Below are 14,351 nucleotides of genomic sequence, written 5' to 3'. Positions count from 1 at the left end.
CGGACTGAAGCGAACACAGCCAACCATCGGCGCGGCGTGTCCCGGCGGCCTGTGGCTGACACGGCGTCGCGAAACTTCTGCGTCGCCAAGCCCGTGACTCATATGATTAAACTCTAATTTAGTCTTTTCCGGTATGGATAGCTTAACCGTATGTCGGCCTTGGGGTTTTCAGATGGTCCAGAGCCTTGAGAGGGAATCTCCTGCTTCGGCGAGGGAGAACCTGCTGACGCGCCCGATGGAATGTCCGCGCTGCCAGGGAGCTCGCAAGGTCTTTGTTTGCGCCAGGTGGGTGAGTTCGAATGGCCATTGCTGCCCCGGGGGAACACACCGGCTCAACTGCCCAGGTCACAGCGTCGCGTGCCTGGAGTGCGGCGGACGGGACTCTTGAGCTGATTTGAAACCATTACGACAGCGTCGACCGTCCAGGATATTCTGGTTCGACCGCCCCAGAGGTTGCCGGGAAAACGTCCCTGAAAACGAAAAAAGCCCGCCCCGGCGAACCGGGACGGGCTTGCAACCATAAGCGGAGAATGCCACCGGCACTCCCTATGAACAACTCAACGGTTGGCCGTCTTGATCATCAGGCACAGCGCACGCAGGTCGCTGTCATAGGCACCTGAGCTCAGCACATCGGCGCAGCGGAGCTTCATTTTCGCCAGCTGGCTGTTCGACATATTGGCGATGGCGCTCGGCAGCCCAGGCGTCTTCAGGGTAGCGGGATTAGCCGGATTGGACGGGTTGGTTCCAATGCCGACACCGACCCCCGCAGCGACTCCATTGCCGATGCCGATGCCGACACCGGCACCAACTCCGACACCACCTGCACCGCCAACGGTTGCACCGACGCCGGCATTGACGCCGCCCGCACCGCCGACGGATGCGCCGGCCCCTGCATTGACGCCGTTGCTGCCACCGATGGAAGCGCCCGCACCGGCATTCACACCGCTGTTGCCGCCGATCGAAGCGCCAGCACCGGCATTCACGCCGCCGCTGCCACCGATCGAAGCGCCGGCACCGGCGTTAACGCCGCCGCTGCCGCCGACGGAGGCACCGGCGCCGACGCCAATTCCGGCCGCATTGGCCTGCATGCCAAGGCCAGCCAGAATCGTAGCGGCCGCCAATGTCATGCCAATCCTGCTCACAATGTTCATGATGCTCTCTCCCTGGTTGAAGCAAACCGGATTCCCGGGATGCATGGAGGAACAACAAAATTCTCTAGTTTTAGTTGCATTTCTTTATCATACAACTATAAGTTTGGTTACGGAATTGCTGTAGGAATGATGAAAATTAGAAACGAATCAATGGGTAAGCTTGCTCGAAATGTCGATGCGATATCGCGGAGGCAAGACCGGACGATGGCGCCAACCACGGCGAACGGGCCGCGCGCGTTCTCACCACACACGGCTGCAATCAACTGATGGCATTTTCAAACGAAGTGATTAGGGGCTAGCCGCGCCGGATTATTCGCCCGCCGATCCGTCGCCATTCGTGCTGCTGCCCAGGATTCCAAAGTCCTGCGACTTTGCTCCTTGTCCAGCAGTCAGAAAGCCGTCGGCATCGAGGCCGCGCCGCAGCAATTCCCGCACCGCCGCCGAACGGCTTGGCATGCGCTTTTCGAAGCGCCAGTTTTCCAGGGCAGCCAATTCCTCGGCTGTTAGCATGATCTGCAGTCGCTCGGGTCGTTCCAGTTCGGCCATTTTGCGCTCCAACCGCCAAGACCAAAAATACAACGAGTTAGTATGTGTCTCAATAAGAGCATAATTAGGAGTCTCCGCACAATGCGTCAAGAGCGTGCGATTGGTAACTCACATCCAAGACCAACGATGAGAGTGAAGCGTCGATTGCACAACCTGCGCAGTCTGCTAACTAATTGATTTATTTGATAATATTTGAGATTTCGCTTGTCATTCGACGATGACCGGCGCATGTTGATGAGGAGGGATAAACCACTCTGAAAGGGAGGTTTTCCATGCGTTACGGATATTCGGATCGGCTGCGGGAGGACCTCAACGCACAGGTCCTGGCCGCCCTTCGGTCCCGCGGGATAATCAATATCGCGACGGTCGCAGAGCAAGTGCGATTGCGCAATCTGGAGGAGAACATTGCGCTCGAAGACGTCGAGCGCCTTGTGATGCAGGTGGCGCAACTCTACGGCGCGGTCATGGAATTCGACGGGCTGACGGCTATCGAAGCGGGGAGATTCGACCCATTGCCGGAAAATCGGGATCGACTGCCTGGCGAGAATGTCGACGCCATCGATAGCCATACCCGAAGTGTCATGCTGGAGGGGTAGCCGCACCATCTGCCGGCGAATCGGCCCTGCTCTATCTGTTCTTCAGTATTCGCGCCTCGCGCAACAAGGAGTTGCGATCAGTCCCGATCATCTCGATGAGGCTGCGCGCCTCGTCCAATGTGATGCCGGTTTCTTTGGCCAGTGCGCCTGCCAGGAGAGCCTCTTCGTCCATCTTCCGGGCACGTTCGTCATTTTCCATCGACCGTGCGTTCTCTCGGTATGGCAGGATCGCGCGGGCAGAACGATTGTTGCCTTCAATCGAGCGCAATATCGGCGAAAGACGTTTGGACGGAGCGCAGCGGCGCTTCCAGGGTCCAGACCACGCCTTCTTCCTTAAAATCCAACTGTCCGGTGCCGCCGACCGCCTGTGGCGCCACCCGCTTGAGGACCACCGATCCAAAACCGCGGCGCGTGATCCCGCCCATGGTCGGCCCATCCAGTTCGCGCCAGGTCAGGCGAAAGGCATCGGTGCCGTCGGTCGCCGGGGCCGTATCCCATTCGATTTCGACTCGTCCGCCATGGCGCGACAGCGCTCCATGCTTGGCCGAATTGGTGGCAAGTTCGTGGAAGGCGATACCGAGATACTGGACGGCATTCGGCTGAAGCGTGATCACCGGTCCAGCCACCGACAGACGGTCCTGCACCGCGAAGGCCTTGAGTTGCGCCTTGATCAGGTCGCCGATGGTCGCGCCGCGCCATTCGGCGTCGACCAGAAGATCGTGAGATTGCGAAAGCGCTGCGATGCGCTCTCGGACCTGTTCGAGGAAAGCCGCAGGCGTGCCCGCCGATTTGCTGGTCTCCCGGATCATCGAAATGATGACCGAATATTGGTTCTTCACGCGATGGTTGACTTCGCGCATGAGCAGACGGATGCGTCGCTCGCTCTCCTTGTGGGAGCTGATGTCACGCGCGATCTTGGAAGCGCCGACGATCCGCCCGATGCCGTCGCGGATCGGTGAGACGGTCAGCGAGACCGGGACGAGACTGCCGTCCTTGCGCTGGCGCATGGTTTCGTATGACGGCACACGCTCACCAGCGCGTATTCGCGAGATGATCAAGGCCTCCTCGCCGAGGCGCTCGTGTGGAATAAGCATCGTTACCGGCCGGCCTATTGCCTCTGCGGGCGTGTAGCCGAACAAGTGCTCGGCTGCATCGTTCCAACTGGTGATGGTGCCGTTGATGTCTTTCGAAACGATTGCGTCCATGGACGATTCGACAATCGCGGCAAGTCGCATACGCGCCTCGTCGGCCTGCGTCTGCGTGCGCAGATCAAGCAGCGTGTTGATGGCGCCGAGAATTTCGCCTGACGCGTCGCGAAGCAGGCGTGGGTGGGCTCTGAACGGAACAAGTTCGCCGTCCGGTCGCTCCGCAATCGCCTGATCCCACGGGATATCGCGTCCTTCAAGCATGGAGATTGCCATTGGGCACTGGCCATGCGCCATAGGCCGGCCATCGAGATGGCGCAACTTCCAGGAGCCGCACCAAAGGTCGCGGCCTATAACCGGGCGGTGTCCCCACAGATCAGCCGCGGCCTCATTGAAGAAGGTGATGCGGCCCTGTTTGTCGATTGTGTAGACGGCAACCGGCAACGCCTCCATCAAATGGGCAGAGGAAATTCCTGGAATTCCTGGCTCCAGCCGTTGGATGACATCAGCGTATTCCCCTGCCACGGATTCCCCTAGCCCCTCGATTTTGAGCGCTTGCTACCAGCAACTGAAATGCCCGGGAAAGGTTTCGGTTCCCGCCGCCCCTTCAGATGCGGCATTGTCGTCTGCCGCGCCGGTTTCCCCGGCAAGCGGCGTCGATCGGGGGCGCTTGCGCGAATGCTGACAATGAAGCCGCAACTTCCGTATCTACCAAGGGCACGGCATCGCACCGACAGGAACCAATTGACGGTCGGAGCGTTTGCCGCTGCGTACTCTTTTTCAGATATAGCCAAACGGAGTGAGGGACATGGCTTCATCGGTACTTATCGGCATCCTGATCACCTTCCTGGTGATCATCCTGGTGCTCTATCTCGTCCAGCGCCTGCCACTCGACGGCCGCACGAGACAGATCGCGCAGATCGTTGTGATCATTATCGGCATCATTTCGCTACTGAAATATCTGGCGGTGTTCTAGTATAGAACCGCTATGAGAATCCAAAGGCTCGCCTGGATCGTCGGAACAGCGTTGTTTGCTGCAACAACCACGGCATACGCGCGACCGGACACGCGCAAAATGACCTGCGATGAGACACAGCGCCTGATCCAGAGCCATCACTCGGCCGTGCTGACGACAGGCCGAAACACTTACGATCGCTACGTTCGTCAATTTGGCAACGACTGCGACTGGCCGGAGGTGCCGGTCGCCGCCTCCGTTCCAACACGCGATGGACAATGCCGCGTCTATTGGTGCCGGGAGCCGGTGTTCGACTTCCCGAACTGATTGAACCTTCTGGGGTGCCAACGGCACCTGCAAAGCACTCCGCGAGGCGACGTGGAACCCTTGCGCTTCGCGTGAATTGATTCTGCGCACGGCGCTGCAAGGTGTAGCAATGTGATGCCCAACAAGACGGAGGAGCGGTCATGCCCAATGATACAAGGCGAAGCGGCAGCTGCCTTTGCGGCGGCATCCAGTTTTCAGTGACGGGAGATCCCTTTCGGATCGGCCTTTGCCATTGCAAGGACTGCCGCAAGTCCAGTGGGTCGACTTTTTCGGCGTTCGCGGTGTGGCCGCTTGAGGCGTTTGAAACCACGGGTATCGTCAACAGCTATGGCGACAGAAGCTTTTGTCCAACCTGCGGCGGCCGTGTGCCTTTGGTTCGTGAAGATGAAGTCGAGGTCACGATTGGCAGCCTCGATCAGGTGCCCACCGAAGGGCTGGAGCCCAGCTATGAACTCTGGGTCAACCGCCGTGAACACTGGTTGCAACCGTTGCCTGGCGCCCGGCAGTTTGAGCATGACCGGGTGGAAGATGGTCCGACAAATGATAGCCTGACAGTTGAACTGGTTTCTGAAGACGCCGAGACGCCGTCAAGCGATTTTTCGCGACGCAAATCCGCCTAGTGTACGCGCTGTAGAGCCTTAGCCGGTCGGCAGACAGGAATCGTTATCGAACACCGCCCGATGCGACAAAACCGGGTTTCGACACCACTTCACCAGACGGAAGCCAAACGCAAAAAGGACCTGCCTTGGCGTCGAGCCAAAGGCGGGCGGTCGATTGCCTGGCTTGCGCTGCCGGCTGCCGCGGAACCATCGTTGCCCAAGCACGGCTCAAAGCTCGCTAGTTTTTTGTGACTGGGAAATCGATTTATTGTAACCCGTAATCGATTTACCGGGCCGCGAGTCAGTTGGAATTCGTCTTGCGGTTGCAGAGCGGTGCTGGTTTTGTTTAAGAACGAGAGCTTAAGACCACGTAATGTCGCTACGTCAACTAAGCTGTCCAAGTATGTTTTTGACGTGAAACAACGAAATCTTGCCACCTCGTACAAAAGGACACCTTGTCTATTTCCCTTTTTGTCACATAGTGGGGCGAATCTTGAAGCCGAATGGGGCGGTTTTCATGCAGCCAGCGTCTGGACAGGGTCGCGGTCCGCACGTGCAATATCCACCGATTGACGGGTTCTGGACCTGGGACATCAAGCGCGACCGTGTTTACGGCGACGCAAATCTATCCGACTATTTTGGGCTGACGCTTGAAGAGTTCTCGCATGGCGCATCCATGGAGAGATGCATGCAGAGCATCGACGCCGAAGATCGGCCCCGGGTGCATATCGCGATCCGCAAGGCGGTGGAGCGGAGAGCGGGTTTCAGGGAGATCTATCAGGTCCGCTCAGACAAGATGGGGCTTCGCCGGATACTGGCGGTTGGCCAATGCTATGTGGACGGTCAGGGAGAAGCAGCCCTGTACCCTGGCTGGTTCATCGATCTGACCCGCAATGTCGATTCGGGGGAGACAGCACTTCGCGAGGTCCACCGCCATATCGAACAGGCCAAGGAAATCTCGCAATCGATTGGGCAGGACCTGCTGTTCTACCTTCTCGAAAATGCCCAGGAAGAGGCGCAGCAACGCCTTGACGGCAGGGCGACGAGGCGCAAATCGGCTTGGAGCAGATCTTGTTAGCTTGTGCGGGAAACCTTGCCGCGGCCGCGCAGTTCAGCTGTCACCATGCGGGCAAAATGGCTTTGAGGCGAGCGGCGCTCCAACAGGCTGGCGCGCTCAAGAGCAGCGTCGCCGTAAAACTCGACCAACACCGTCGCGGCGCTGGCGGCGTCGACCCTGAGTCGGCCAAGGTCGGCGTGTCCGTCCCGACTGGACGACACGCTGCCGCCAATGACATCCATCATGGCCTGCAACTTTTCGGGGAAACTGCCCTCGTCTTCGTGCATCGTCGCGGTCCGATTGGCGGCGTAAAATATCGACATTTTTGCAGAAAGCGCAATAGGGTCGTTGATCGAGCGCTAATACAACCTGATACAGCTCCACCRTGAGCTTTTTCGCAATCTTCATGCAAGCATAGTCGGCGCAAAGTTCCTGCGCAGACATTGGGGGCACCGATGGACCAGCCGAGCAAGATGGAGAACCTGCAGTTCGCGCAAGGCATACTGCGGGAACTTCGGCAGAAAGCCGAAGCCGACGGCGAGAAGCTTCTGACCTATCTCATCGACATGGCTTACCTTGAAGCCAGCGATCGCATCCGTGCACACTGGGTCGGCAATCACGAGCCCGAAAGCCGCAGGGCCAAGGGGTAAAGCCGAAACGGAGCGATGGCGGCGCCCTCACGAGCGCGTTTTGGATCAGGCGCCAGAGGCCATCCAGCCTACTGTCAGTTGTGACTACCGGCTGAAAGGCCAGCCAACGCCTCTCTCACCCGGGTTTCGCTGATCCCACGCGTATCCTCGACCCAGCTGGGCGTCGAGAGCGGCGGCTCGATGAAGCGAACATGGCTGTTTACCGGACCGTGCACGTAGGGGCGATTTAGCCCGTAGATGAGCGCACATGGGACGTTCAGGGCAGCGGCGGCGTGCGAAATGCCGCCGTCAACGCCGAGGAACATGGTCGATGCAGCGATCTGGCACATCGCATCAGCAATCGACGGGGTCGAGGTGAAGTCGATTGCCTCGGGAATGGCCGCGCGGATTTTTGCAGCGCCGGCGCGCTCGCGCGGTCCGCCGACAATCCAGATTGCCCAGCCGCGATCATGGTGGTCTCTGGCGACCGAGATGAAGCGCTCGATGGGCCACGAGCGGAAATTTTCGATGTCTGCCGTATACAGCGCCAGCGCCGGCCGGCCGGCATCGATCTTGTGGCGCTGGCGCCATTCGTCCAACTCAGCCGGTTCGACCACAAGCCGGGGCGCCGGCCATTCTGTCCCCGCAGCTGGCTTTTCGCCAAGAGAGGCAATCGAGCAGACTTCCTCGAAGAGCCGCGTCTTGCGAGGACCAAAGGCCCATAGATGTGCCAACCAGCCGGCGGGGAAGCGATTGAGGAGGCCGAATTGCAACTCCTGCGGATAGCCGATGCGCTCCTCTATGCCGGCCATGAACACCATCACCGCCGCCTTGGTGCTGCTGGTCATCAGATAGGCCGTGCGATAGTTCTCCTTGCGTAGCTCGCCGACAAGGCGGCCGCGCTCTGCAAAACCTGGCCGCTGATGACGCTTGGCAAGCGCCCAACCTTTGCGGACATGCGGCATCAGGCGTGCCAGCGGTGCTGCCACCGGCGAGGTGACGACATCGATGGGGCGGTCAGGAAATCGCTCGGCAATGATCTGGATGGCGGAGTGGCAACGGACGAAGTCGCCGACCGCCGGAAAGCCGACGAAGAGGATTGGATCACCGGTCATCAAGCAAGCGCTTCGCCGTGGAGGACACGGAGCGTCGAGGTCCTGCGGATTGGCTGCGCGGCATTGGCCAGCCATTCGACCTGACGCTGAATCCCGCCGTAGGCCCGACAGGCTATCACGCCCTTCAAAACGAGCGTCACCCGCATTGATACTGCCTCATAATCCCTGTCAAAGACGGTTCAGTTGCGTCACGGGCCGGGCATTGTCAAGGTCGCGCCAGAATCGCGAAAAGCGCGCCTGCTGTCAGCCTTTATCACCGGGTTACGGAATCGTTAATCAGCGCTTGCTACTATGCCAAATGACCAAGAATCTCGGCAACGCACCCAGGACCATCCCCAGGCAACAACCAAAGAGCTCCGCTCTTGGTCGGCTGGCACCTGCTCTGTTTCCGCTGGTCGTCGTCGCGCTCGGATACATGGTCGGCCGTCAATTCTTCGGCTTCTAGGCCACCCTCTGCGGATACGCTCGCGGCGCAAACGCCGCGAACAAATGCGAAAAAGCGCCACACCCTTTCAGGTGCGGCGCTCTGAATCGGTATCCGCCGGCAATGGCTGTGTTACGAAACTGCCTTTTCTCGGACCGGAAGCTTCCAGCCTGGCCTGACAAAGTGGCAGGTGTAGCCGTTGGGATATTTCTCGAGATAGTCCTGATGTTCGGGTTCGGCCTCCCAGAAATCACCCACCGGGGCCAGTTCGGTGACGACCTTGCCGGGCCACAGCCCCGAGGCATTGACATCGGCGATGGTATCCTCGGCGACGCGCTTCTGCTCATCGCTGGTGTAGAAAATCGCCGAGCGATAGCTCAATCCAACGTCATTGCCCTGGCGGTTCTTCGTGGTCGGATCGTGGATCTGGAAAAAGGATTCGAGCAGCGTGCGAAAGCTGATCCTGGCCGGATCGAAAATGATCTCGATGGCTTCGGCATGAGTGCCGTGATTGCGGTAGGTGGCATTGGGCACATCGCCGCCGCTGTAGCCGACGCGGGTCGAAATCACGCCGGGATAGCGCCGGATCAAATCCTGCATGCCCCAGAAACAACCGCCGGCAAGCACTGCACGTTCGGTGGACGTCGCCATATCATACCTCCTTTGGATTGCTCCTTAAGTAGGCATTGTCGTTGGCTTCTTCCAGCACCTCAAGTGCATCACTTGTCGCCAACCGGCTTGAATCGCCGCACGATCACGTCGAAGACGATGTCGGAGATCCACATGGCCGAGACGCCGATCAGGAAGGCGGCGGCGAGCGTCGTGGTGTCGTCGGCGGGATCCGGGATAGGAACCCCGGTCGCCTTGAACCAGGCGACGGTAGGCAGCGTCAGATAGGCGGCGGCGAGCGCCCCGCAGATCGGCGAAGCGATCATCTCGCGCAGCTTGTAGCGATGGCGTGACAGCGCCCGCAGCACGCCGCCGGCCAGTCCGGCGGCGACGACGGGGCCTTTGATGCCAAGCACCCAACCCTGGCGTTGCCTGGCAACGCCGCGGCCCACGGTGACACTTACGAACGCCTAGCCGCGGCAACCTTAGCCCTCATCGCGATGCTTGCGCAGGTAGCGCAGCCGCTTGCGTTGAGCGGGCGTCATGTAGCCATCTCCGACGTCGCCCAGAATGCGCTCTTCCTCGGAAGCATAGCCCCTAGGCAGCCCCAGTTCGACGCGCAGGGCTGCGCCTTCCGGCGTGTAGTCTTCCATGACAGATCGTCCGATCCCTTCTAGATCGGTAGGGCCAAAGATGAAATAGACATTCCCGATCGCTTCGTCACGCAACGTGGAATGTTCATCTGCCTTGATTTGCAGCGCGGGCCTATCCGCAGGATCACATGTCTGGAGCCGCCATAGCCAGACATCGCTCTTGTGATACCACAAAAGCGCTCGCTTCCATTCGTCAAGCGGCTCAGTCCCATCCTTCTTCGTCATGGCTCGCCCGCCCATGTTCCAACCGAGTGCAGCTGTTCTCGGCCTTCCAATTTTCACGATTTGTTCCAAATTTCAACTGGGTTTACCCTTGAACCACCTGCAGAAGGCTGAGACCCAAGCGCTGCCGACCCGCCGGCACCCAACATCACGGTATTCAGCTGAATTATTCGTCTAAGCGCTTCGTCGTTTTTTATTGCACGGCGCAACATAGCATAGAACTCAGGCATAACGGTTTTGGCATAGTTCGGATCGAAGAACGCCAGCCCACCGCCTTGAGCCTTGAGTTCAGCAGGAACCTGCGCCGGATCATATCCTTTATCAACGGGGGTCAGTACCTCGTCCAGATCATCCCTTCCCAATTTTGTCTCCGAATAGCCCCTCCCAAGCTCGTTCTCATATCCTTTTATGCTTAACTTTAGATGATCGTCGAGTATATGCCCGAACTCATGAGCAAGCACGAGGGTTTCTTCTTTTCTCGTCAGCCCCGGCTTTACTCTTACAAATACCGGCTCACGGGTAATCGGATCTCGCTCGACAGCTCCCCAAACTATCTGGTTTTTCGCTTTGAAAGCTTCGATCTCGTTCTTTGTATAGTATTTTAGTTCGACACCAGGCTTAATCTGCTTTATTGCAGATAGGATTTGCTCTCTATTTAACCTTTTGTCGACCCCTCCAATCGTAACCCTTCCTGCCTTAAACTGGGCAACAAGGTCATCCCCATCAACATCTTTGAGTAGCTTACCTGTCGTCGGATCGTATTCGGGAGTTCCGCGAAAATAGTCAAGTATAAACGGACGCTTTGATTTCCGCGGGACACTAGGGTACTTGGCTACCACATCATTGGCCGTCCAATATCGAACTGAGCCATCACTTTCGCCGGGCAGGCTGCCCAGACTGGGGTCGATATATTCGGTGGGCCTGACGCCCGTGGAATGCGATGATTTGCCTAGCAAAACAGCTTCTTTTTCTGCATTGGTAAAAATCTCTTCGGCGACCTTCTCAGCTAGCTTTTTGCCAACTTTACCGCCGAGACCACCGCTCGGTATTGCGCCTACAGCATCCAGCGCCGCTTCGCCATAATGTCCGGCTTCCAGCGCCCGCAAAGCCTCCTGCGAGGAAAACACACCGCCTATGACAGGAGCGACGTCAACAGCCGAGATGCCTTCGTTTCCAAGTCCCGTAGATCCGACAAGCGCTCGTGCCAGATCGGCACGCAAGCCGTAGGGCCGCGCCTCACCGGCTACAAATCCTCCGGCTTTTTCACGCAGCGTCGGATCGTATTCCCAAATCTGCCCTTTGGTCCGAAGACCGGACTTCGCTGCATGCTCAAGTTCAACAGCTTGCGCCTCAGCCGGGGTCATTTGGAGTTCCAGCGCGGTGTTGTGGACAAGTCGGGCCAAGCCAAAATGGTAGAGCTGCCGGAACATGGCTGCCTGGACGGCTGGATCGTCCGTCGCAGATGACAACTCATCGACAAGCGCGTCCTTGTCCTTCTGCGAAGCGTTGGGGTCGTTCAGTCGACTGTTGATGTAACGCAAAACGTCCTGCGGAAACGGCAGAATTTCGGCGATATGAAGTTGCTTTTGTCCTGCAACCGATAAAGCGACCGCGCGCCTAAGAGCGACGGAATCACCGCTGGTGTGGATTGACCCAAGCATTCCATGCATCGGCCGTGTTCGGATCCGCCAGTGAAAGGAACCGTCCAGGATCGCGTCGTTCCTGCAAAATTTGCTTGGCCGCCAAGGCGGCAATATTTTCCTGGCCACCCGACTGGGTTGCATTCTCCGCATCGGGTTGAGCCTCAGCTGCGATGGCTTCAAGTGCGTCGTTCGGTAGTGGCAACAACTCAAATGCCGCACGACCGATCTTGATTTTTCTAATGAAGCTGTCCTTTGTCTGGCTCCCTCCTCAGCGGCAAAAACATGATCGAAGTCCCCCTCACCGGGGAGTTTGCCGGAGTAAGTGCCCCAATACATCAGCTCCCTTGGAGCGTTTGAAGTAGCGTGCTCGATATCAGCCCGCGTGTTGATCATGTTTGCCGTTTTTGCCACGCTGGCCCGTCGAAACAGTTCGTCGATTTGTTCGCCCGTCATGCCGGCGATGAACTGATGGGAGCCGTCGGCATCAGCCTTTGCGTTGGCTTCGGTTGGCCTCTCCTCGAATGCCTGTGCCACCATCCGATCTGGTGACTTCTTGATACGGTCGCCTTTTCCCGCCGCCCGTCCGTCTTGCGCGCCGGCGGCGAGCTGCGCGCGCACGGTCTCGGCCATGCCGTCACTTGCCACTGGAATTGCGCTCAGAATTTCAACCGCGCGACGCGGATCCTTCGCAATCAGTGCCTCCATCCGCGCCTTGGCCGTGTTGGTGCGCCACGCTGCTTCCGCGGCCTGGCGGGCGAGCGGGTTGCCGATCTTGGCGATCAGATCGAACCCGCTCTGCCGGATCGCCTCGAAAGACGCGGTGTCGTTCGGGTCGCTTTTTGCAATCGCGCTGGTGGAGATGTTGTCGACCTTGGCCCACTCGGCTCTCTCATATTCGTCACGGCGTTCGATCTGCCGTTGCGCCATACGCAGCGAACCTGCCGCGCGCAGGGCTTCCTTTTGCCTGGCGAACCCGGCGCGCTGGCTGTCGGGCATTTTTGGCAAGGCGTTATCGAACAGCGTGTCGAACAGGCCGGTCTTGACCACCCGGCCCGTGCGTGGATCGAGCTGGCCGTACATCGCGTCATGCAGGCCGCTGCCATCGGCCGGGGCCTTCGCCGTTACCTCATCTTCCGCCTGCGCAATCTGGCGATCGAAACCCCGGCGCGCCAGCTCGGCGTCGAAAGCTTCCTGCCGCTCTTTCGTCTGACGGTAATGCTCGGCGAGTTCCTGCCACTCGTCGCCAAGGCCCTGCACCGCTTGGCCGATCTGCGACCCTTGCGGATTCTGAACGGGATTTCCGGTTTTGGACCGGCGCTGGCCAACGGAAAGGGGAATGACGTGAACCATTTCAGTAGAGACCTCCCGTTCCAAATCCGCGCGGCGGCGGCGGAAATGGGCCTTTTCCAAATGTCACGGACTTGGTCGGGTCGTAGATGTCGGAGAGACCGCCAACCAGGGCTTTGCCGGCGCTGAAGATCGACCCCGTCACCGCCTGCCTGCCCTGGAAGCGCGATATGGCTGCCTGATCAATGAGGTTGTTCTGGTGGAGTTGCGAACTGTACTGGATGGATTTGAGGGCCATTTGCCCCTGCCTGGCATTGGCCGCCAGCACTTCCGTCGGCGAACCGGCTATACCCACGCCCGACGCGCCGGCCTTGGCGCGGGCCTGCGCCTGAGCCAAGTCCTGCTTGCGGCGCTCCTGGCCTTGTTCAAAGGCAGCACTTTGTGCCTCGGCCTGCGCCTGCTGCTCGTAGACCTTGGCCTGATAGTCGGCCATCTGCTTCGACTGCTGGCCTTCAACCAGCGCGCCGCCGACGGAAAGAACGGTGCCGAGAAGGGCAAGTGTGCACATGGTTCAGCCTCGTGCCGTTGCGGGGATGAATTTGGTTTTGACGCCGGCGACCGGCGCGCCGAGCTGTGGGCGCGGGTCGAGCGCTCCGCCGGTGGCAAGCAGGGACAGAAGCAGCCGGTCGGCCTGCAGGCCGGCGCGGCTGAGGCGCGCCGGTGCGGCGGCCCGCGCGCCGGCCATAGCGGAGCGGCGGGCGGCGGTGAGGTTGACCTTGGGGTCGTCGACGCCGGCAGCATCGAACAGGCCGTTGGCGGTGGCGATGGCGCGGACAAGCGCATCGGCCTCGAACAATTCCTGTCGCAATTGCTCGACCAGGCGGGCAGCCGTGCGCCACCGTATGCCAAGCGCTTCAGCCTTGGCCGCGATCTCCTCGCCAAGGGCGGCAATGTCGGCGCGCGCTTCGCTCTCGGCGGCTTCGATGCGGCGCGTGTCGGCGACGCAGATGGTCTTTTCCAGCAAGGCGATGGCGTCGTTGCAGGCATCGAGCGCGGCGCGCGCGGCTGCGAGATCACCGTCGCCGAACACGGCCCGATCTTCGGCCTGTTCCAGCGCGCGCCGGCGAGCGATGGCGTCGTTGAGGTCGGTGTCGAGCAAGGCGATGACGGCAGCGAAATCGGCAGCCGTCCGCGCCCTGCCGAGTAATTCGGCATGGGGGGTCATGGGGTGTGGGTTCCTTGGTGAGATGGGATGGGCGAGGCGGCGAAGCTGCCAATCGCCCCCCAAGTGGGGGAGATGCCCGGCAGGGCAGAGGGGGGCGCGAAGGATCGCGGCGTTGCTGGCTAGCTGACGATCAGCGGAATGCTGCCGTCGGTTGGTAAAATCGATCGA

The 14,351-nt window shown here is 59.6% G+C and carries 18 protein-coding genes; 6 read left to right on the top strand and 12 right to left on the bottom strand.

The features are described 5' to 3' along the window. Positions 1–557: 557 nt before the first annotated feature. Entirely contained in the window at positions 558–1,151 is a 594-nt protein-coding gene (locus AC1DYJ_RS24165; protein ID WP_477282219.1) for a hypothetical protein, read from the bottom strand. A gap of 309 nt (positions 1,152–1,460) precedes the next feature. Then, on the bottom strand, positions 1,461–1,697 hold the full coding sequence (locus AC1DYJ_RS24160) for a hypothetical protein (protein ID WP_477282217.1): 237 nt from the start codon (positions 1,695–1,697) through the stop codon (positions 1,461–1,463). Between the two features lie 272 nt (positions 1,698–1,969). Here AC1DYJ_RS24160 and AC1DYJ_RS24155 point away from each other — a divergent pair, with 272 nt between their 5' ends. Beyond that, positions 1,970–2,293, top strand: coding sequence for a hypothetical protein (locus AC1DYJ_RS24155; protein WP_477282215.1), 324 nt, complete (start codon positions 1,970–1,972; stop codon positions 2,291–2,293). Positions 2,294–2,324: 31 nt separating this feature from the next. Here the strand turns inward: AC1DYJ_RS24155 and AC1DYJ_RS24150 are convergent, their stop codons facing one another. Both AC1DYJ_RS24150 and AC1DYJ_RS24145 read right to left on the bottom strand, forming a co-directional pair. Next, positions 2,325–2,492, bottom strand: a complete 168-nt coding sequence (locus AC1DYJ_RS24150) for a hypothetical protein (protein WP_477282213.1) — start codon at positions 2,490–2,492, stop codon at positions 2,325–2,327. A gap of 55 nt (positions 2,493–2,547) precedes the next feature. After that, positions 2,548–3,891, bottom strand: a complete 1,344-nt coding sequence (locus AC1DYJ_RS24145; protein ID WP_477282637.1) for a PAS domain S-box protein — start codon at positions 3,889–3,891, stop codon at positions 2,548–2,550. Between the two features lie 355 nt (positions 3,892–4,246). Between AC1DYJ_RS24145 and AC1DYJ_RS24140 the strand changes: the two genes are divergently transcribed. From AC1DYJ_RS24140 to AC1DYJ_RS24125, 4 genes are all read left to right on the top strand, one after another. Further along, positions 4,247–4,414 (top strand): Thivi_2564 family membrane protein, encoded by a 168-nt coding sequence (locus AC1DYJ_RS24140; RefSeq protein WP_023694668.1) that lies wholly within the window; start codon positions 4,247–4,249, stop codon positions 4,412–4,414. A 99-nt stretch (positions 4,415–4,513) separates the two neighbouring features. Continuing rightward, positions 4,514–4,720, top strand: a complete 207-nt coding sequence (locus AC1DYJ_RS24135) for a hypothetical protein (RefSeq protein WP_477236331.1) — start codon at positions 4,514–4,516, stop codon at positions 4,718–4,720. Positions 4,721–4,860: 140 nt separating this feature from the next. After that, positions 4,861–5,340 carry a GFA family protein gene (locus AC1DYJ_RS24130; protein ID WP_477282211.1) on the top strand — a complete coding sequence of 160 codons (480 nt, stop codon included), beginning with the start codon at positions 4,861–4,863 and terminating at the stop codon, positions 5,338–5,340. Positions 5,341–6,007: 667 nt separating this feature from the next. Beyond that, complete coding sequence (locus AC1DYJ_RS24125) at positions 6,008–6,397, top strand: hypothetical protein (RefSeq protein ID WP_477282209.1); 390 nt, start codon at positions 6,008–6,010, stop codon at positions 6,395–6,397. Here the strand turns inward: AC1DYJ_RS24125 and AC1DYJ_RS24120 are convergent. Further along, complete coding sequence (locus tag AC1DYJ_RS24120) at positions 6,394–6,663, bottom strand: hypothetical protein (protein ID WP_477282207.1); 270 nt, start codon at positions 6,661–6,663, stop codon at positions 6,394–6,396. The two genes, AC1DYJ_RS24125 and AC1DYJ_RS24120, sit on opposite strands and share 4 nt — an antisense overlap. Positions 6,664–6,831: 168 nt before the next feature. Between AC1DYJ_RS24120 and AC1DYJ_RS24115 the strand changes: the two genes are divergently transcribed. Next, positions 6,832–7,026 carry a hypothetical protein gene (locus AC1DYJ_RS24115; RefSeq protein ID WP_112392710.1) on the top strand — a complete coding sequence of 65 codons (195 nt, stop codon included), beginning with the start codon at positions 6,832–6,834 and terminating at the stop codon, positions 7,024–7,026. A 74-nt stretch (positions 7,027–7,100) separates the two neighbouring features. Here AC1DYJ_RS24115 and waaF read toward each other — a convergent pair whose 3' ends face one another. The 7 genes from waaF to AC1DYJ_RS24080 all read right to left on the bottom strand — a co-directional run bounded on the left by waaF (position 7,101) and on the right by AC1DYJ_RS24080 (position 14,183). Next, positions 7,101–8,120, bottom strand: a complete 1,020-nt coding sequence (gene waaF / locus AC1DYJ_RS24110) for a lipopolysaccharide heptosyltransferase II (protein WP_477282205.1) — start codon at positions 8,118–8,120, stop codon at positions 7,101–7,103. Positions 8,121–8,676: 556 nt separating this feature from the next. Beyond that, positions 8,677–9,195, bottom strand: coding sequence for a peptide-methionine (S)-S-oxide reductase MsrA (gene msrA / locus AC1DYJ_RS24105; RefSeq protein WP_477282203.1), 519 nt, complete (start codon positions 9,193–9,195; stop codon positions 8,677–8,679). A 68-nt stretch (positions 9,196–9,263) separates the two neighbouring features. Continuing rightward, entirely contained in the window at positions 9,264–9,569 is a 306-nt protein-coding gene (locus tag AC1DYJ_RS24100) for a hypothetical protein (protein ID WP_477282201.1), read from the bottom strand. A gap of 69 nt (positions 9,570–9,638) precedes the next feature. Continuing rightward, positions 9,639–10,031, bottom strand: a complete 393-nt coding sequence (locus AC1DYJ_RS24095) for a hypothetical protein (RefSeq protein WP_477282199.1) — start codon at positions 10,029–10,031, stop codon at positions 9,639–9,641. Between the two features lie 53 nt (positions 10,032–10,084). After that, a complete protein-coding gene (locus tag AC1DYJ_RS24090) occupies positions 10,085–13,021 on the bottom strand; it encodes a hypothetical protein (RefSeq protein ID WP_477282197.1) in 2,937 nt (978 codons plus the stop codon). 1 nt (position 13,022) lies between these two features. Beyond that, a complete protein-coding gene (locus AC1DYJ_RS24085; protein ID WP_477282195.1) occupies positions 13,023–13,526 on the bottom strand; it encodes a hypothetical protein in 504 nt (167 codons plus the stop codon). 3 nt (positions 13,527–13,529) lie between these two features. Further along, entirely contained in the window at positions 13,530–14,183 is a 654-nt protein-coding gene (locus AC1DYJ_RS24080) for a hypothetical protein (protein WP_477282194.1), read from the bottom strand. Positions 14,184–14,351 lie beyond the last annotated feature (168 nt).

The sequence above is a fragment of the Mesorhizobium sp. P2_B11 genome, assembly GCF_056404855.1.
This window is presented reverse-complemented; position numbering and strand designations above follow the sequence as displayed.